This window comes from Bacillus niameyensis (assembly GCF_001375535.1).
GTDB lineage: Bacteria > Bacillota > Bacilli > Bacillales > Bacillaceae_C > Lederbergia > Lederbergia niameyensis.
This window is the reverse complement of sequence record NZ_LN831197.1, coordinates 4,517,380-4,536,407: the sequence shown is the minus strand read 5'-3', so window position 1 is coordinate 4,536,407 and position 19,028 is coordinate 4,517,380. Positions and strand designations below refer to the sequence as shown.

The 19,028-nt window shown below is 37.5% G+C and carries 13 protein-coding genes and 1 pseudogene; 4 read left to right on the top strand and 10 right to left on the bottom strand.

Annotation, left to right across the window (positions count from 1 at the left end; translation table 11 throughout):
• Nucleotides 1–98: 98 nt before the first annotated feature.
• Nucleotides 99–2,948, bottom strand: coding sequence for an alpha-L-fucosidase (locus tag BN1243_RS22810; RefSeq protein ID WP_230200284.1), 2,850 nt, complete (start codon nt 2,946–2,948; stop codon nt 99–101).
• A gap of 515 nt (nt 2,949–3,463) precedes the next feature.
• Here BN1243_RS22810 and BN1243_RS20815 point away from each other — a divergent pair.
• On the top strand, nt 3,464–4,228 hold the full coding sequence (locus tag BN1243_RS20815) for a carboxylesterase family protein (RefSeq protein ID WP_062110058.1): 765 nt from the start codon (nt 3,464–3,466) through the stop codon (nt 4,226–4,228).
• A 99-nt stretch (nt 4,229–4,327) separates the two neighbouring features.
• Here BN1243_RS20815 and BN1243_RS20810 read toward each other — a convergent pair whose 3' ends face one another.
• Nucleotides 4,328–5,218 (bottom strand): LysR family transcriptional regulator, encoded by an 891-nt coding sequence (locus BN1243_RS20810; protein WP_062110056.1) that lies wholly within the window; start codon nt 5,216–5,218, stop codon nt 4,328–4,330.
• A 122-nt stretch (nt 5,219–5,340) separates the two neighbouring features.
• Between BN1243_RS20810 and BN1243_RS20805 the strand changes: the two genes are divergently transcribed.
• Nucleotides 5,341–6,099, top strand: a complete 759-nt coding sequence (locus BN1243_RS20805) for a sulfite exporter TauE/SafE family protein (RefSeq protein WP_062110055.1) — start codon at nt 5,341–5,343, stop codon at nt 6,097–6,099.
• 262 nt (nt 6,100–6,361) lie between these two features.
• A complete protein-coding gene (locus tag BN1243_RS20800; protein WP_230200283.1) occupies nt 6,362–7,138 on the top strand; it encodes a helix-turn-helix domain-containing protein in 777 nt (258 codons plus the stop codon).
• Nucleotides 7,139–7,222: 84 nt separating this feature from the next.
• On the opposite strand, the pseudogene BN1243_RS23140 reads toward BN1243_RS20800, so the two are convergent.
• From BN1243_RS23140 to BN1243_RS20785, 3 genes and pseudogenes are all read right to left on the bottom strand, one after another.
• A pseudogene (locus BN1243_RS23140) lies at nt 7,223–7,315 on the bottom strand (SEC-C metal-binding domain-containing protein); the annotation flags it as partial.
• Nucleotides 7,316–8,572: 1,257 nt separating this feature from the next.
• Entirely contained in the window at nt 8,573–10,762 is a 2,190-nt protein-coding gene (locus BN1243_RS20790) for a S9 family peptidase (RefSeq protein WP_062110052.1), read from the bottom strand.
• A 176-nt stretch (nt 10,763–10,938) separates the two neighbouring features.
• Entirely contained in the window at nt 10,939–11,208 is a 270-nt protein-coding gene (locus tag BN1243_RS20785; protein WP_062110050.1) for a CD3324 family protein, read from the bottom strand.
• 576 nt (nt 11,209–11,784) lie between these two features.
• Between BN1243_RS20785 and BN1243_RS20780 the strand changes: the two genes are divergently transcribed.
• Entirely contained in the window at nt 11,785–12,606 is an 822-nt protein-coding gene (locus BN1243_RS20780) for a serine hydrolase (RefSeq protein WP_062110048.1), read from the top strand.
• 137 nt (nt 12,607–12,743) lie between these two features.
• Here BN1243_RS20780 and BN1243_RS20775 read toward each other — a convergent pair whose 3' ends face one another.
• The 5 genes from BN1243_RS20775 to BN1243_RS20755 all read right to left on the bottom strand — a co-directional run bounded on the left by BN1243_RS20775 (nt 12,744) and on the right by BN1243_RS20755 (nt 19,027).
• Nucleotides 12,744–13,763 carry an aminoglycoside phosphotransferase family protein gene (locus tag BN1243_RS20775; RefSeq protein WP_062110046.1) on the bottom strand — a complete coding sequence of 340 codons (1,020 nt, stop codon included), beginning with the start codon at nt 13,761–13,763 and terminating at the stop codon, nt 12,744–12,746.
• A gap of 618 nt (nt 13,764–14,381) precedes the next feature.
• Nucleotides 14,382–14,597, bottom strand: coding sequence for a hypothetical protein (locus BN1243_RS20770; RefSeq protein ID WP_062110045.1), 216 nt, complete (start codon nt 14,595–14,597; stop codon nt 14,382–14,384).
• A 280-nt stretch (nt 14,598–14,877) separates the two neighbouring features.
• Nucleotides 14,878–16,353: a hypothetical protein gene (locus BN1243_RS20765; protein ID WP_062110043.1), complete on the bottom strand. Its 1,476-nt coding sequence runs from the start codon at nt 16,351–16,353 to the stop codon at nt 14,878–14,880.
• Complete coding sequence (locus BN1243_RS20760) at nt 16,350–18,077, bottom strand: DEAD/DEAH box helicase (RefSeq protein ID WP_230200343.1); 1,728 nt, start codon at nt 18,075–18,077, stop codon at nt 16,350–16,352. The genes BN1243_RS20765 and BN1243_RS20760 overlap by 4 nt, the downstream gene beginning before the upstream one ends.
• Before the next feature lie 431 nt (nt 18,078–18,508).
• Complete coding sequence (locus BN1243_RS20755; protein ID WP_062110040.1) at nt 18,509–19,027, bottom strand: hypothetical protein; 519 nt, start codon at nt 19,025–19,027, stop codon at nt 18,509–18,511.
• Nucleotide 19,028: the final 1 nt, after the last annotated feature.

The following is a 19,028-nucleotide window of genomic DNA, read 5'->3' as shown; positions in this document are numbered from 1 at the left end:
GTTTGTTATTATAAAATGGTTACATATATGTATTCGTAAAAAAGTAAGAAGATAAATAACACCACCTGCTAAATCCATAGGCAGGTGGTGTTTCTTTATTACGGCATCGTTTGATAAAGTCCAATTGCAGATAGATGGACAGGACCTCGTGATTGTAAAAGTCGAACTCGAAATTCCTTAGCTGTTACTTCATTCGGAAGCAGAACAATTCTTTTATAGCCAATCATTCCAGCCGAAATCACTTCTTCCCAGCTTCCATCCGATTTTTGAATATCGATTGCGAAGGATTCTACTTGTTGTCCGTGATGTATATTTTCTTGCAAGACAACCTTATCAACAGTTACAGCTTTTTCAAGGCTGATTGTTATGCTGCTTGGATCTATAGAAGCAGACTGCCAAGAATTTTCATATACACCATCGATTAGTGTATAAGGGTCTGCTCCCTCCGCTCCATTCTCCGCACTAATTTTCGCATTAACAGCATGATTAATCGCAAAATCACGCTTAATACTTTCATGCCATTCTATTAGTCTTTTAACATCTACTTCAGCAAGTTTCCCCCGTTTGTCAGGTGGAATGTTAAGTAAAAGTACTGAGTTTCTTGCGACTGATTGATAGTAAATATTTCTTAATTCCTCTATAGATTTAGGTTGTTGGTTGTCATGATAGAACCAGCCCTGACGGATACTTACATCGACTTCTGCTGGCCACCATGTCAAATACTTCATTCCTTCTCTAGCTGCAGACAAGAGCGCTTTTCTACTTCCAACGTCTGGAGATCTGTACTCTGGATAGTAAAATTGGCTTCCATTATCAGCAGTGTCAACAGCAAGAACACTCCATTCATCTTCTCTTGCCCAACCTGACTCGTTCCCAACCCAACGAACATCATTCCCTGTTATCGCTATCACAGCTTGTGGCTGAAGAGCATAGATTAGTTCATAGAAACTATCCCAATCATAATGTTCTTTCGTATCTCCCGGGATATGTCCCTGTGCACCATCAAACCAAACTTCATCAATCTGACCATATTCCGTTAACACTTCATATAACTGATTTAATAGCATTTCCCCATAATCAGTTGCGTTTAATGTAAATTGCGCCAAACTAGAATCCCCTACACGGTCGTCTCCCTCTACCAATGTCGGGATTGTCCGTTCTATCCGTGGACTTCCATTCGCGAAGACGCCATCCGTAAAAGCACCATGGTCAGCTGGCGAGAGATACACACCGATTTTTATCCCATATTTGCGCATTGAGTTAACAAACTCGCGAAGGACGTTACCGGTACCATCTCGCCAAGTACTGCTCGCAACACTAAAGTTCGTATAACGAGTTGGATACAAGACGAATCCATCATGATGCTTAACCGTTAGAATCGCGAGCTTAAAACCACTATCTCTTAATGTACGTGCCCATTGATCTGTATCAAGCTCGGTCGGTTGAAACATGTTTGGATCCTCATTAAAATTACCCCACTCCACACCATAGTACGTATTGATGCCATAATGTAAAAATGCCGTTTGCTCATACTGTTGCCAAGTAACTTGCTTAGGCTGTGGACGGACGAGTGAAGCTTTAGCTGCCAATGATGCAGATCGCTCATTTGCTTGAATCGGAATACGATAGCCAGGTTTAAGATCAGTCGGAAGGACACTAGGGCCGCCACGCAATGCTAAATATTTAACATCGAAGTTTCCTCTTAGAATAGCAAATGCAATTCCAAACACCTTACCTGCTAGATTTTTACCTTGCTTTGAGACATCGCCAGCAAAAACAACAGTTTTGCGATTAGCCATTGGTCGTTTAGCCAAAGTGATCGTTTCTCCGAGTTGTTCTTCGCCCCATAATAAACTGATGTTTGCCTGATTATCTCCAATAGTTTGATATAAAAGGGTAAGATGGAAGTATTCACCGGCTAGTTTTCCAGTTATATCGATCGTCGAATGTACTTGATTATCCACGATGACATCAATGGCTTCATCTGCCAATGAGCGACGAAGTGTAACTGCACCTGCCAAATCGATCAGTACTGCTCCTTCTTTAACAAAGGATGAAGCAGCAACAATTTCAACGATGGCATCCTCTTTAATCTCTTCATCTTCAACAATCGTTTTAGTAGGAGCGTATTCGATGTAGGATTCATTCCCACCCATATTCATGCTCAAATCGGAAATTTTGCCACCGTGTATTTCCAATTTTCCTTGAACGAGTTCATCTTCTGCAGGTAAATAGTTCGTCCCCTCTACACTGCCTCCCCAAGATGATGATAAACCTCTCTCAATGCTAGAGATAGCGGCAAATGAGCCTTCAAAGATTGTAGCAGCAACCTCTGAGAATGAGCCATTAACCCCGCGATCAAGACCTGATCCATGTACGTCATTTCCGAAACCGATCGCATTTTCTACCTTACTTGCTTTCCCAATATCAGAAATAATAGCAGGAAGCTCCACATCATTTAAAAGCACCCGTAATTTTGCTCCATTTTCAGTAGGTTCATAGATTAGTACGATCGCATGATCCTCATTTGCCTCAGGCGCTTTTATACTGTTCGAATATGCAGTCCAGTTGCCATTTTCCTTTACATCAAACCCATACTCAAGGCTCGTTGCTGAAGTATATCTTACATACAAACATCCACCAACAGATATCACCGTATTGAATGTCTTTTGATCAGAGCTCGGTCTGAATGTCGTTTTAATCAATAAAGCGCGATCAATTGTTTCAGCACCAAGCGACTCACGCGGATGAAAATCAATTCCGTTTAAGTTCCCGTGCAGAATCACTCCACGATTTACATCGATTTCCTCGGTTCCTGTACGACGCAAAATAGATCCGTCCATAACTTCTCCCGTTGCATTCGTGTAACCTGTATTTGTCGAAAAGGCTCCTCCGAACCCAATATTTAGCAATTCTATACTTGTTTCATTCATAGTCTTTAATACCATCGTTAGGTTAACTCCTTCTTTAGTCATTGAGAAATTAGTAAACCATAGTAACCAATTCTACTTCAAGGCAACGTTTTCATTTTTTTATGAGCGCTAATTTTCAGCTTGCTCGCTAATCTTATAAAACCTCCCTTTTATTTCCTAACTACACTTTAATTCATCACGAATGGAAAATCTACTAATCTCAAATAAGAATTTTCGGAAATATATTTTTGAATTACAGCCATAATTGGTGTTTCATCCACTTATCAGCCTCTAACATATATTTTACTCGTAGATGTTTACACCCTTTATCTGCTTGCCTAGGACTAGAGGCAAGTACCAACGATCTCCACCGACACGACTTAGTTTTAAGTAATTACCGGTTTGAAAATAATAACTTACATGCATGAATCCAATTAAAATTATGTATTGGATGTTTATAGATGAATAAATTAAGATAATTCTAGAAACATAGTAAAATGAAGTAAAAGAGAAAAACTACTAATAAAGCACGAAAAGAGGTGAATAGTGAAATGACATCTTCGCGTTTTGCTGTTGAATCAAGAGAAGCGATTATAGAAAAGTTTTTGCCTTTCACTTATAAATCGATGCCGTATCGTTTATATGTACCTGAAAATTACGATCCAAACTTCTCATACCCACTCATAATGTTTTTACATGGCGGGGGAGAACGTGGGGATGATAATCTTAAACACCTGACGACAAATAATGGTGCAATCATCTGGGCAATTCGCGAAAACCAAGCGAAACACCCAACTTTTGTATTAGCGCCACAGGCACGTGATGATGTAAACGGCGGCTTCGGGCTTACAAGAGATGTGAAAAATGGGAAAATGATTAATTTAAGTCGCGTCTTTGACGTAAGTGATGACCTTTTATTAGCTCATGAAATACTCGAAACAGTAATAGAAAACTATACTATAGATCGAAAGCGCTTATATATAACTGGTTTATCTCAAGGCGGCTTCGGAACATATAATTTAAACATACTATACCCGGATTTATTTGCCGCTATGATTCCGATTGCTGGTGGGGGCGATCCAGAAAAGGCGGTATTATTAAAAGACAAGCCTATTTGGAATTTCCACGCAGAAGATGATGGTATTATCCCCGTCGAATATTCTCGTCGTATCATTAAAAGTATTGAAAACGCAGGCGGCAAACCAATTTACACTGAATATTCAGCGATCGAACGCTTTGATCATGGCTCATGGGTACCTGCTTATGAGAATCAAGAAATGATAGACTGGTTGTTTCAACAAGTTATGAAAGAATAATATGTTCCGTAAAATTGTTTTGTTATGAGAAGTTGCCAGACAACAGCTTAGAAGCCTTGCTTGATTTGAAAAGGAAGGCTTCTAAGCTGTTGTTTAACCCTATGATTCTTTGTCTTTCATATATTTTTCGTAAAGAAATGTCCGAAACCGTTCTGCCGGTGGTGACAAATAAGCACCGGCCTTCCAGGCTAGACCAATTTTTCTTCGGCTTCCAGAATCGATAATTCGAAGCCGAACAATATTACTTTGATCCAATTTTGAAATATCTGGTAAGAGCGAAATCCCTAGCCCAGCGTTTATGAAGCCAAGTATTGTGACCACTTCATCTCCTTCAAATAAAATGTTTGGTGTTACCCCTGCTTGTTGGAATAGGCGATCGGATATAGTTCGTAATCCGTATCCTTCCTTTATGGCAATAAATCCTTCTCCCTCTAATTCTCGTATTTGTACTTCACCTTTCTTAGCAAGTCGATGATTAGAAGGAACATATACAAAAATTTCCTCTTCCCATAAATACTGCCACTGAATCATTGTTCTCGATTCTGTCATCGATGATAGTGCAAAATCAATCTCACCATTCTCTAACTGATCCAACATCACTTTTGTTGCTTGTTGATATAATTGAAACCTTATTTGCGGGGCTTCTTGTATGAATTCATTTAACATCTTTGGGACGACTGAAATTCCGAGAGATTTCAAAAAGGAAAGAGCTACTACTCCATAATCCGGATGCAAACGATGTTTAAGTTCTTCTTTACCATCTTGTATTTCCTTCAAGGCACGATTCACCCGAATTTGAAATCGCTCGCCAAAACGGTTGAGACGAACACTCCTGCCTTGACGATCAAACAGAGGAACACCGAGTTCTGCCTCTAATTTTGCGATGGAGCGGCTTAACGCAGGTTGTGAAATAGAGAGCATTTCCGCAGCCCGTGTAAAATGTTGAACTTCCGCAACGGTTTGAAAATATTCCAATTGCTGCCATTCCAAAACCGAACAACTCCTTCTCATGCATTTATTGCATAGATTCTATCTAAATAATACATTAGACAATATAACTAGTTCAAATTAATATTAGAATAGATAGAAAAAGAGGTTGTGGATTTAAGGAGATGGAAGATTTGGAAACAATAGAATTGATTTTTGTGATGCTATTAACTGGATTGCTGCTCGGATTTATTGGCGCGGGCGGATCCGGTTTTATGATTGCCATATTAACCGTTTTATTTGATTACCCGATCCATATAGCGATGGGAACAGCACTTGCGGCAATGATGTTTACAACTTTGTCTGGAACCGTCAGTCAAATTCGCGAAAAGAATACAGATATAAAAAGTGGACTCATCGTCGGAATAACTGGAGCTATTGCTGCTTGGTTTGGAACGAAAGTAGCATTTTTTATACCAGAATCAACGATTGTTTGGTTAACTGCAGGAATGCTAGCATTATCGAGTGTTGCCTTATTTTTAAAACTAGTACTCTCTTCAGACGATGATCGGCAATTGGAGCAAAATTCAATTAAATATTGGAGTATGGTTATTCTGCTTGGAATCGTAACTGGTTTCCTATCTGGAACATTTGGAATTGGTTCGACACCGTTTATTCAAGTAGGATTAATGCTATTGCTTGGATTACCGATGAGGATGGCTGCCGGGACATCGATGCTGATTATTTTGCCCATTGCCGCAGCGGGAGGAGCCGGGTATTTCTGGGCGGAAAGCCTAGATCTCGCATTATTATTCACCGTTCTTATCGGTACAATGAGTGGGTCTTATATCGGAGCAAAATTCACGAAGAGAGCGCCACAAAAGCTATTAAAATTTGGTATGATTGGTACTCCAATTGTAGCCGCATGTTTACTAGTGTTTTAACATAGGCTATTATGCGTGAATCAATTGCATGCCTGAAAGATTTACTGTCAGTCCCGCCACTTACAATTCTTAGCTTCACGTGGTCTTACAGTTTAGCAAGTTGCAAAAATTCATTATAATTCAATGTAAACTTCTCTATGATTCAACTAATATTTCAAAAAATCAACCAGCCGTTGAAAACTCAAGAACGCCTCCATACCAAAAAAGCAGAAAACACGTTATTGTAAAAATGAGGTAATTATTTCATGGAGGTGTTCATTGGGTGGAACTGGAAAATATTGGTGTAAAAATTGCAAAACAACGACGAGCTCATAACATGACTCAAGAAGAGCTTGGAAAAAAAGTATCGGTTTCCGCACAAGCTGTATCAAAATGGGAAAAGGGTGACTCTCTACCTGACTTAGCTATCATCGTTGAGTTGGCGAATATTTTTCATTGTACGACTGATTATTTATTGGGACGGACGGGAAATCTGGAGTCCTTGTTCCCGCAGATTCATGAAGCTTTGATGCAAATGTCAGCAGAAGAAAAAATAAGTTTTCTAAGCGAAATCATTACATTATCTGAAGTGGCAAGCCCATCCCCAGCACCGCTTGGATCACACGAACCTTCACCGTATGTACACGTTCATCTCGGTCCAACTGGAATCGGACTATGGGCGAAGGATCGTCTAATCTGCATTGCAACGACTGAGTTTCTGGATGAGGCCATTGAAACGATACAAAAAGGTACTGATTTCCCACTTACCCTTCTACCTGATGGGATATTGCCAGTCTTGTTAGCCCTTTTACAGGACATGAATGATTTGAAACCGGATGAGGCGGTAAATGAAAGGATACTACAATCTCGCTTTCCAGATGCGAGCAACTTCGACGATGTCATCACGGAATGTATCGAACTAGGTTTTGTCGATCGAGTGCGTGGCGGATATCGATTGAATACTAAAGCTGATCTTGCGGTACGATTGCTTGCCATCATTCATCAAACGATCAACAAGCAAGCAGCAATGTATGTGACGATGGGTAATCCTTCAAACTAAGTTTTTTATTATTTCGCTAGGTTCCTGAACAATTCTCGATCGTTCAGGAACCTGCTTTTTTCCTCCATTATTTAAAACGATTATCTACTTTCCACAACATTTCTTATATTTCTTCCCGCTCCCGCATGGACACGGATCGTTTCTGCCTACTTTTTTATCATTACGGATAGGAGTATTTTCTGGTGGATTATTATCCTCATACATATAATCCCTCTCTCTTTGTAACGCCTCTTCTTTCCATAAATACAATTCGGGATGACTTTCGCCTATGATCGTGTAAAAACTGTAAGCAAGTTGTTCCATATCCACTAATGTAGTTCTATACTCATTTTTCATCTGTTGTTCAACAACTGGCAGAGCTTCTTTTGTAAAATGATGACTAAGCGCTTCAACTATAAATTCCTGTTCATCTAATTCTGTTGCTTCATTATAGGCCTCTTTTAACACCTTAACAGCAAGATCTGATTTTATATTTTCAACAATGGACGTAGCGAAAATCACTGATTCTGATTTTTTTATGTATGGCGCAACTTCCCTTACGACCTCGTCTGATTGAAAACGGATCAAGCTACTGGCAACCTCTTCCAACAAAATATCTTCATCGCGAATCAAGAGACTCGCTAAAAATGGGATATATTTTTTATGTTGCAGCAGGCCAATTATATACACATGTAAAATGCCGTTAAAAGAAAACCATTCTTCCTGTAATTCCTCAGCAAAAACAAGATCTATTTCAGCGTCTGTCACCCAATCATTTGTCACAATCGTTTCAGCTAACTTTTTTGCTTTTGTATAAAGGTCATAGTGAAACGATTGATCAAGATCATTTAATACTTTGCCATATTCTTCATATACTTCTTCTTCCGTTCCATTAGTAAGTAACTCATAAAACGACCACGTATCTTGAGGTAGATATTTTTTCAACTGTTCTTTGTATTTTAAGGCAAGAAAAGTGTCTACGTTGAAAAGTAATTTTAACGCCAAGTGACGCTTTGTCAGCTCCATTTTCGGAATAAGTTCTAACAAAACCTGCAGTGCGTCTTCATTTATTTTCTGCTGATCAATATAAATTAATATGGAATCTTGCTTTTCCTCATTGATCATCGCTTCTTTCAATAACTCGACTACCCATTCCTCTGGTACGTTAGGATAGTCATGGATCGCATGCAATACGGTCTCTTGAACCAATGGATCATTCGATCGTAAGTGTGGCTTGATTGTATCTAAAAATGTCATAGATTCCATCCTTTCAAACGCTTTTCCTTACAACCATAATAACAGAAGTTTCATTCAAACAACTATTCACTGATGAAAAACTGGCATGTTCGCCTAATAGGGAAATTCAGAAAAAAAGCATCCCCCTGGTATATGAGTCCGACTAACAAATCGGACCCATATACAAAGGGGGACAAAAATTACGTCAAAGACAAGAAATTATAAATGCTTATCTAACCACGCAAACACGCGATCATAATAATCTTTAATATTTTCGTATTCCCATGTCGCATGCCAATGATCTTCATCTTTATATAAAATCAATTCCGCAGTTTTATCCAAGCGTTTTAAAGCTGAAAAAGTAGGACCCGCTTCATAGCCGCAAATCGCATCTCTTGTTCCTTGAATAATTAATACAGGTGTTTCAATCTTATCAAAATCAAAAACAGGAGAATTTCGAATATATCTTTCTCTATTTTCCCAAATAGAAGCTCCCATATTGCCTTGCCCGTGTTCAGCCCAGTCATAATTAAATTGAGTCCATTCTGGATCAAAATGTGTGGCAGAACTAATCAAGTTTCCAATTCCCGAATGAGCGATCGCTGCCTTAAACCTCCCAGGTAATCGAGTAATCGCCACCAATGTAGTATACCCGCCATAGGAGTGCCCCATAATCCCTATACGTTTCATATCTATTTCAGGAATTTTTGCTAATTCATTTATTGCTGCGTGCAGTCCTTTTTCAATTTCATCTGCTGTTTCGTTACTTGTAATTGGTAGCTCTGGCATAAAAATAGCGTATCCTCTTGATGCATATAAATGTCGATTATCTACAGGACTATCATAGAGTCCAAATGCATCGATAGAACCAGTTATTTTTTCTCCCGCATATACATCCAATACGACAGGTACTTGATCTTGACGATCTTTTGGAAGTAGTAGGACACCCTTTGCTTCCGTGTCTCCTACTTTCCAGTTTAGGACTCTCGTTTCACCTATGCAGTCTGTTGAAAATGAAGATAAATTCGTTATTTTCCTTGTTTCATTCGTTTCAAGATTCCAAGTCCACAAATTAGGTGCTTCTGAAGCAGATTCTGCCACGAAGATGGCCATTGGATTAGCGCTATTATAACTTACACCTTCTTCACCTATAAACCAAGGCGTAAGTTGTTTACTTTCCTCCACCATCTTCACAACTTCTCCACTTTCTATGTTCAGCAAAGCAAGTCCCCACTTCTGAGGATGGTAATCTATCGTTCTCACAATAATAAATTGCTCTCCATTCGATTCCCTAAGATTGATAAGCGCTGGTATAAAAGAAATGACACGTCCCCTTTGAATTTGAGAGCTTAATTCGATCATTTCATTAGATTTGTGCATATAGCGCCATAACTTTCCATTTGCAATGAGGATCACATCACCATTTTCTAAAACAAAAGGAGCTTCATAATCACGATCCAACCTTAAATGCTCTTGTTGAAAAAGTTGTTTACCTTTCCCAATTTCATCGATATGTATAGACCATAATCCGCCATCTGCCAGTGGCCCTTCTGTCGTATAATAAATCGTCTTATTATCTTTTCCCCATGTGAAGCTTAAGCCATAGGCCATCCGTGTATTTTTTTGCAAACAATATTCTTGAACAGGATCGCTCGGATAAACGGGTGCAATCCATAAATCATAGATAATTTGCTCTTCATTTATCTGCTCTACTCCTTGGCAAGAAGCAAATGCAATGTTTTGTCCATCACCTGCTAGAAAAATTCCCACCGGACGATGATTTGTAGCAATGATCGTGGATTTATTTGACTGCCAATCGATCCGAATGATGTCGGCATGGTACCTTTCGATAAACGAATTATCGTTTTCTCCTTGTGTATCCCCTTCCATTTTTGTAGAAAATACCATAATCGGCGAATCCTTCTTCTCATGCACAGGGATGGCCTTAGAATTAAATGAGAAATCATGAACATCCGCTTCTGGCATTCCCTTCACAATAATGGACTGGCCATCAGGTGTCCAAATCGGTTTCTCGAATCCGAAGAATGGCCGAACAATCGCATCGGATGCTAAGGAGATGGATTGACTCTCGGAATTCCATAACCATAATTGCGCTTTTCCATTAAGGTCAGAAAAGAAAGCAAGAATTTTCCCGTCTGGAGACCAAGTTCCAGACCAACTGCTCGTCGCTTCAGGAACAACGGGAAATGCCTCTCCTGTTTCCACATGACAAACCCATTGGGTAAATCCATCCACCTCATCAGAAACACCCACATTCCCTTTTCTTAAACCATGCCCTTCAGCTGTAAAAGCTACCCACTCATTCGTAGATGATACAGAAAGCGGGAAGCGGATAATAGCTGGTTTTACTAATCCAAGAATATCATCAACATTTAAAACAGTAGTCATCATATCCTCCTTCTACAAGGGACAAATGGGCAGGATCTCGCTCTTTGGCTCGCAGTCCCTCATTCACTACATTCATTGTAAAGAATGGAGTCAGCTTCTAAAATGGATAAAATGACTAAGAAACGAATATTACCTAAATACAGCACTGTTGGAAATTTTCCACTAGTGCTGTTCAGCTATTTTTTATTTGAATAAACAATCTTCTTAATGGTTTCAGTAGATAAAAAGTATTCCTCAGCAAGTCGTTCGATACCGCTTCCATTCTTAAAAGCATCTCTAATAGCAGCATTTCGACGATCAAGCAGCCTTCTTCCTCCACTAACAGTTCCCCATTTCCGATACTTCGTTTCTAGTTTCGGAATATACAATGTCTCCCCCTGAACATATTTTTGAATTTCCACGATTAAGTGTTCAGGTAAAACTTTTTTAGCGTTCAAATAATTCATTTTCGCTCGCCCCTTATTTTGATTTAGATAAAAAATAAGGTGCAAAGCCAAAAATATATTAGAAAAGCTTATTCGGCGATAAAATTAAAGATCTCGCCTCATGCAAAGTATCGCCTTTCCAATAACAGGCTTTGCATGAGTGAAGCAACGTGGTAGAACTCCAAATGTTTTTTCATTTGAAACACCTCCCTTCGGGAATGACCTTGTTATCACAGCAACGATAAAAAACTTACAGTGAGTTGTTTTACTTTTGTGTCTAACTTTTTATCCTTTCATCAAAGTCTTGCTTCAACAAAGAATAGATATATTGCTCCTGCTGACCCTTGACCATAAACTTGCCACTTAAATTAAATACCTTCTACTTAATATAAAATTGCCTCTTAATATTCCCCTAATTTCAAATCTTTTATATAATTCAAGAAAGCTCCTAAATTTCATTATCTTATCAGAAAAATTGAAATGCATCCAGCAAACAACTGGATTCAGAATCCTTTTGTCCATTCTGATTAGCGCTGTAAAGAAAGCTGATCCATTTTTCAAATGGAAGATTTTAAATTATTTTTGGGAGATGAAAGCATGAAGCGCCTTATCACTAATATTCAGAATGCTGTTGAACAGGTTGGAGGAACATGGGGGATTGCCCTTAAAGACCTAGATACGCAGGAAACATGGGACTTGAATGGAGATGAACTGTTTTACGCTGCTAGTGTGATTAAGGTTCCGATAATGGCTGCCGTTTTCAATGCCTTTGATAAAGGAGAATTTACATTAAGTGATACTATTATCTTAAAGAGGGAAGATCTTGTTGGCGGGGCTGGAATATTACAATTTATGACACCTGGAGCAAGTTTTACCATCCATGACATTATGACTTTGATGATAATCCAAAGTGACAATACTGCAACGAATATGCTCATTGACCTTGTTGGTATAGCAAACATTCAAAAGACTATGAAAGATATTGGCCTAAAAAGAAGCAGTTTTTATAATAAACTCATGACCGTTCCAGTCCATATTGATGGGAAAAACCTTATTACAGCTGGGGAAATGGCTACACTGCTTGAAAAAATTGCTTGCGGAAAAGTTGTATCCGTGTATGCCTGTGAACAAATGATTGACATCATGAAAAAGCAACAAATAAGAGATTGTTTACCCGGAAAACTACCATACAATGAATCCGCCATTATTGGTGTAAATCCTGAATGGGAGCTGGCAAACAAGACGGGCTGGGTTTCGGGCTGTAGACATGATATCGGTATTTTCTACGTTGGAAAACGGAAAATGATTTGCGCTGTTCTTTCTAAAGATGTTGATGATGGGAAATCACTACAGGTTTTGGCGGAAATAGGAAAGCTTATCTATGATTATATGAACCTTCCGCCACTATCTGATTGTTGATAAAGGACCAGAATCTCAGTACTTTTTTTCTCTGTTTGTTGGGGTAATATCAGCGGGACAGCGATACTGGTACTACCCCGTAATAGACAGTTCACAGACTTTCATCCTGTTTACATCTATGGACTTGAAAGTTATATTTATTTACACATTCTCATCTCATAGATTTTTTCCAATGTATTTAGGTGATTTGCTTTATCTTCTGGTGACTCTGCAAATTTATACCATTCCACAAGCCTATATCCGAACATAGTGAGGATCAGTTCATAGATACAATGATCAGAGATATGAGAAACATCCGCATATTCCGAAAAACCCCTGTAGTACGCTGGAATGCATTTTTGATAGTATTCAACCATATGGCAGACGTCTGCTTCATCTGTTATTAAACTCGCGATATCCTCGCCCATGTACCCCCATCCGGCGGTATCCCAATCGATCAGTACGATTCTATCATCCGAATAGAATATGTTTTCCACCCAAAAATCTCTGTGACAAAGCACGATTGGCAGCTTTTCGATTTTACTAAATACTTCATCCACATTGTTATCTATGTCTATGAGCATGTTACACAGGTGCTTCGGAATGTCGCAGTCATCGGAGCGTATATAATCATACAAAACATTCCATGACCGATACCGCAGATAGTTGTTTTTCGTAAACTCAACCTTGCTTAAGTTGGATAGATTCTGCAATATGTTTGGTCGTTCAGTGTACAACTTCCCTTGAAATCGCCCCAATTCCTCGGCTATACGTTCAAACATTTCCAAGGTTAGATGTAAGCCTGACACACCGTCAATATATTGCATCCACAGTTGAATCTCATCACCATTTATTTCAGCGTGATAACACTCCGGAGCTCGAAATGAATCGCAGAAAACCGTTTTGAAATCCGATGCATAAAGGTCATATTCCCTTCGCCATGAATCTAGATCACCATAACGCTCAAATTTTTTCTGTGTTTTCCAAACCAGCTTATACGGCAGATTTTCACCATCGGACGTTTCAGCCATACCTGTAACAAGCCGAACATCCCCTAGTGTCCCGCCTTGCAACTCTTTAAGTTGATAATCTGCGTGGATGATCGTCTTGTCGAGCATTTTACCCAAAACAAGCGCCAGTATTTCGATCTTTACAAAACTTTCATCATGGTTGTTCATTTCTCGTATCCTCCCTTTTCCCCTTATGGTCACATGGCAAGCAAATGATTGAACTGATCTTCTCCTAAAAATTAAAGTTGTTTTTGGGGATAAACCGCGAACAAGCAGCCTCCTAAGAAGCTGTTGAAAAGCCAAAAGTCAGCTTATAATCAAATAGGGATACGACCTTCATCATATCCCGCTTGCTCTCATTCCAAGCTGCAATCAAAAATCTATCGGCTAAGTTAAAACCACCCATACTTTATAAGCAGTCATAAAAACATCTCCTTTCGCAGGAAAAAGTTGAGTAAACAGGTTCACTTCTTTAGTTTGACCTAACTCTTTATGATGGAACAAGAGAAAGTTTGATTATAAGCAAATTTTCACAGTCAGCTACCTTTCGAATTCCACCCTAAACTGTCGAATATAACGGGAGAAAAGCCATCTTCGTTCTCAGCTTTAAATTAAAAAAAACCGTTTCGATGCTGTTAACATCAAAACGGTTAATGCAGTAACAGATCCCTAAAAAGGACTACTTGGAGGAAACATGTGCTGACAGCCCGTGAGAACCTAGTCTATTGCTACTTTGTTCTACCACTATTTTCTGATTATTGATAAAAAGACAAGCGTCCCAGTAATCTATTTAGGCTGTCTCTTTCGCCAAGGTGGAGTATCGTCTTTATCGTTAGAGTTTCCTAATAAAAAATATGCCACTACGCCTGACAGAATGGTTCCTCCAGCGGAAATCAGCATCCTCGTTTGACCATCAATATCGGAAAAATTCTTTTCTAGAATGAACATGGACATCACAGCAACGATGATGACGATGGGAATGACAGGAATCAATCTTTTCATTCGCTCGCTTCCTTTCTTAAGTGAATGCTATTAGTAGTTTAGCATATATTCATGAGGAATTATCAAAGAAACAGAGGGACATTTCTTGCAATTCAATAATGAATCAAGAAAAGGCCCTCTGTTTCTGAAAAAAGTGTGAGATCATCTTCCTAATTCTATCTATCACATACTTTACAAACTGAAATTTATATAAAAATACTACAAGTTTTACACTAGTATCTAAACATTTATGTACCCATTTTAAGCTCTAAAAAATGAAGTATCATATTATTGCTATGCATTATCTTTTTTTATTAAAAAGTCCATATTTATGGGTTGTTATTATTTTTTGACTAGGTTGGTCATACACAATAAAAAAGCTTTTAAACAAACTTCCTCTTCCTAAGATTGCAATGCGATTTCCTTTAATTGCAGAATCATATTTTTTTGCTTTTACTTCACTTGGTAATAAATCCAATATTTGTTTTATTTGCGGTGTAACAGAACTAATTGGTTTAAGTGATCGGCAAAGTTCACAGATATTTGTTAGGTTACACGATTTACAACAAAATTGACCACAGTTATTGCATAAGTGCAATTCCTCCGATGAAACAGTATTTAGGCATGTTTGACATTCTTTGTAATGACTTTTACATAAAGTTGATTGAGATATTGCAGATATTTTGATGCATTCAGGGCATAAATCTGTATGGCAAACTCCACAGTTATTCATTTTATTCGTTCCTAATGATTTATTGCAATTCGAGCATGAAAATACGCTGTCTGTTCTAACGATCAAATTATCACTGGTTATTGTAAAAGGTCCATTGGTAGTACCAGTAATAGAGCAATTTACTTCAGGTGTCTTTTTAGCTGTTAGATCCACAACTGTTCTTCCATACTCGTTTGATACTTGAACGATGGCAGACTCAGTTTTATCATTTAATAACAATAAAGCAACTGGTTCAATTGTAACTTCCTTTTGTCGAATATTATATTTAAAAATTTGTTGCTCAATTAAGGATTCTCTTTCCTTTTTTAGGTATTCATGCTCTTCCTCAGGAGATAATCCTTTAGAACTTTCGGCAACTTCATTTTCAGATATTAGCAAATCATAATATTGATTAATCCTTTTAACTTCTTCCTGTAATGCCCTACTATTTTCCTCTTGCTTTTGTTGAACAAACACTTCTGCATCTTCTTTAGCTATTGAATAAAGCTTGTTCAAGGATTTATCTATCAGATCATCTGGTAAATCTACGATGAGTTCTTCTTTAATTGAAAATAATAGGGCTTTACATTCATCATCATTGGGTGGGGTTTCTAAATTACCAGTCTTAATATTATATTTGAAGCATTTTAAATACTCTTCGGTTAAATTTAAATTAACAGTGGTCTTGAACCAAATTAAGATATAATAATTATTATCTAGTGTAGAAGATTCAATATTAAGCTCACAATCAGAAAAACTTTTCTTAAGACTTTGAAGCTTCGGTTGAATTGAATGAATCCTTATGCCACTGCTGACTCCCGAATTATACTCTGCCACAAGCTCGGCTATTTTTTGCGTAAAGTAAGACTCAAATGTAATAAACATTATTTTAGGATTATTGTTTTTTTCAAAACTAATACTTATTTCTTCCTGCCCATTAAACTCATTTATAAATTTCTGTGGTATTTTGATATTCCATATAGAAGGGGATATCTTTGTTGCTTTCAAACCAAGAAATTTGCAACTTGTAAGTATATAAGGTTCAAGTTCATATAAGTGCATCATAATCCAACTCCAATCTTATTTAAGATTTTTGTGGCATGATTAACATCTTGATCTAATTCGTTTTTGGCCAATAAAAATTCATCCCCAATTGCACGAAGCTTCTCCTCTACCTCGTTAGAATCCTTAGATTCTAAAATGATTGTTCCGATACGAACATCAAGTGCTTGTTCATCGTTTCTCATATAAGATAGAATTGTATCGAGTTCACCAATCACAACTTCAAAAAGATTAACTTTGGATGTAAGAGTATACAGAAGATATTCATCAATTGCTCCTTTCGTTGGCATCGTGTATATTTCTACATCATTAGTTTGACCAAATCGATGTACTCGACCAATTCTTTGCTCAATCCTCATTGGATTCCAAGGAAGATCAAAGTTAATTAAACGATGACAGAATTGTAGATTTAGGCCTTGTCCACCTGATTCAGACGAAATAAAAACTTGAACCTCTTGGTTTTGGAATCTTTGAATTGAAATTGACTTTTGAGTCGAAGACAATTCACCATGATAGGTGGTTAATGAAATGTTATGTTCTGTTAGTAAATTAGTAAGCATTAAAATGGTTTCTCTATACTCAGAATAAACAATGACCTGTTCATTAGACTTTTTTATTATCTTTAATAATTCAAGAGCTTTTGAAGTAACAGCAATTTTTTTCCCAAGTTGTATAATTTCTAAACAAAACTTTTGATCTATGCTACCTTCTAATCTAGGCAACATCGTTTGCTGAAGTGTTTTTATAGCCGAATGAGGACTGCTGCAGTTTTGCTTTAACAAGGACATTAGAACTAGCACAATCAGGTGTACTCTCGTTTGATCCCAACCAATTTGAATTTCACCATCCATATATTTTCGGTAAATATTTCTGCAAAAGTCAATTACTCCATTGTGAAATTGTCTTTCTATATCCGTTAATTCAATTTCGACATTTTTTATTTTTCTTCTTGGCAATTCAACCAATGTATCAGCTCGACGGTGTCGTATCATTACTTTATTTAATAATTCCCTAAGGTTGTCAATATTTTTAGGAGTATATCGATTAACAATGTATTGCTTACGAAAATTCCTTCTACTCATTAAATAGCCTGGCTTTAAAATATTCACTAAATTAAAAAGTTCTCTTATATCATTTTGAATAGGTGTAGCTGACATAAGCAACGTATTATTTTTTCGTATAGTATAAACGAATTTATACGTTGATGTTTTATGATTTTTAAGAGAGTGAGCTTCATCAACAATTAGTAGATCAAAAGTACGATTACTGATTTTAGATCTTCTTTTTTCAGAGCGCACAAGATAAGGCATTGAGGAAATTAGTAACTGTTGCTCCTCCCAGCCATCATCTTTAAGATCAGTTAATTTTATTTGAAATTTTTCTAGCATCTCATTCTTCCATTGCTCAACTAATGGAGCAGGAACTAATATTAGAACAGAATTAATAAGGCCCCTAATAAGTAATTCTTTCATAATTAATCCAGCCTCAATGGTTTTTCCTAGACCAACCTCATCAGCTAGTATGGCGCTGCCTTGCATATCTCTTAATACCTTTATTGCTGTTTCATATTGCCAGGGTCTTGGCTCCAAGTGAATATGATCTAAACAAATTAGTCGATCAAAGCCTTTTTTTAATCGAATTACTTGTGACTGCAGTTCTAGTTTTAAATTTTGTAATGGAGAGAGTTCGGTTGTTAAATATCTTTTCTGTGTTTTAGTTATGGGCATAATCTTCAATGAATTGCCTCCTAAAAAGGATTCTAATTTTCGGGAGTTTTGTCTTGTAGTAATAGAAGGGATAGTATAAAATTACTCAATTATAAATAACCAATCAAGGAGTATAGTAGGATAAATTAGTAATATTATACCATATGCAGATTGAAAGGGGTTTCCTATTTAATATATGAAGACAAAACATGATTATTCATATCTATCTCATATTTAGCAGAGATTAAAGCTCGCTGATGTCGACAGGAAGAATAGGAATCAATCTTTTCATTCGCTAGCTTCCTTTATTAAGTGAGTGCTATTTCAGGGGGCGGCAATACTCGAGATTAAAAAAACTGAGTGGCCAGTCGGTTTTAATCCTAACGATGAAAAATCGCCTATCCCTCTTGCAAGGATAGACGACCATGTTTTTCATTTCTTCTTGCACTACTTTAACTCTCCACTTGTTTCAAACTGCTTACTCCAAAGTGAAAATTCCTTGCTATAAATCGACTTACACACCTTTTATCATTTTGATATAGGTCTAAAACAGAAAGTTGGTTCAAAATGGAAGATCCTTCGTAAACAGAGAGTACTATTTTATGAGAACTTTCTATTTGACGAGCTTGTTCATATAACTTTTTAAGGTGTTCAGGTTTAATATCGTCGTATAATTCTATACAACTCTTTTCTGGATTTCCGAATAAATTATTGGCCAATGTGATGAGTTTTTTATCTTGTAAAACATATAGTCCAATCATTACTAGTGCATCTTCCAGCATATTTTCTAAAGTGGGAATCCAGGTGATCTGTGTTTGTAATTGTTTTTGCTCCTTGAAAAGCTCCATTGGTGTTAAGATCCAGGCAGGTCTACTATTTTCCGAGAGAAATAATGAATGAGATATATTAATAATTCCGCTGTCATAGGAATGTTTTTGTCCAATTAGTATTTGCGCTGTAAAAGTTGCCATT

Coding starts and splice junctions, on each gene's coding strand:
- BN1243_RS22810 (WP_230200284.1), bottom strand. CDS start 2,948: ATGGTATTAAAGACTATGAATGAAACAAGTATAGAATTGCTAAATATT.
- BN1243_RS20815 (WP_062110058.1), top strand. CDS start 3,464: ATGACATCTTCGCGTTTTGCTGTTGAATCAAGAGAAGCGATTATAGAA.
- BN1243_RS20805 (WP_062110055.1), top strand. CDS start 5,341: ATGGAAGATTTGGAAACAATAGAATTGATTTTTGTGATGCTATTAACT.
- BN1243_RS20790 (WP_062110052.1), bottom strand. CDS start 10,762: ATGACTACTGTTTTAAATGTTGATGATATTCTTGGATTAGTAAAACCA.
- BN1243_RS20785 (WP_062110050.1), bottom strand. CDS start 11,208: ATGAATTATTTGAACGCTAAAAAAGTTTTACCTGAACACTTAATCGTG.
- BN1243_RS20780 (WP_062110048.1), top strand. CDS start 11,785: ATGAAGCGCCTTATCACTAATATTCAGAATGCTGTTGAACAGGTTGGA.
- BN1243_RS20775 (WP_062110046.1), bottom strand. CDS start 13,763: ATGAACAACCATGATGAAAGTTTTGTAAAGATCGAAATACTGGCGCTT.
- BN1243_RS20770 (WP_062110045.1), bottom strand. CDS start 14,597: ATGAAAAGATTGATTCCTGTCATTCCCATCGTCATCATCGTTGCTGTG.
- BN1243_RS20765 (WP_062110043.1), bottom strand. CDS start 16,353: ATGATGCACTTATATGAACTTGAACCTTATATACTTACAAGTTGCAAA.
- BN1243_RS20760 (WP_230200343.1), bottom strand. CDS start 18,077: ATGCCCATAACTAAAACACAGAAAAGATATTTAACAACCGAACTCTCT.
- BN1243_RS20755 (WP_062110040.1), bottom strand. CDS start 19,027: ATGGCAACTTTTACAGCGCAAATACTAATTGGACAAAAACATTCCTAT.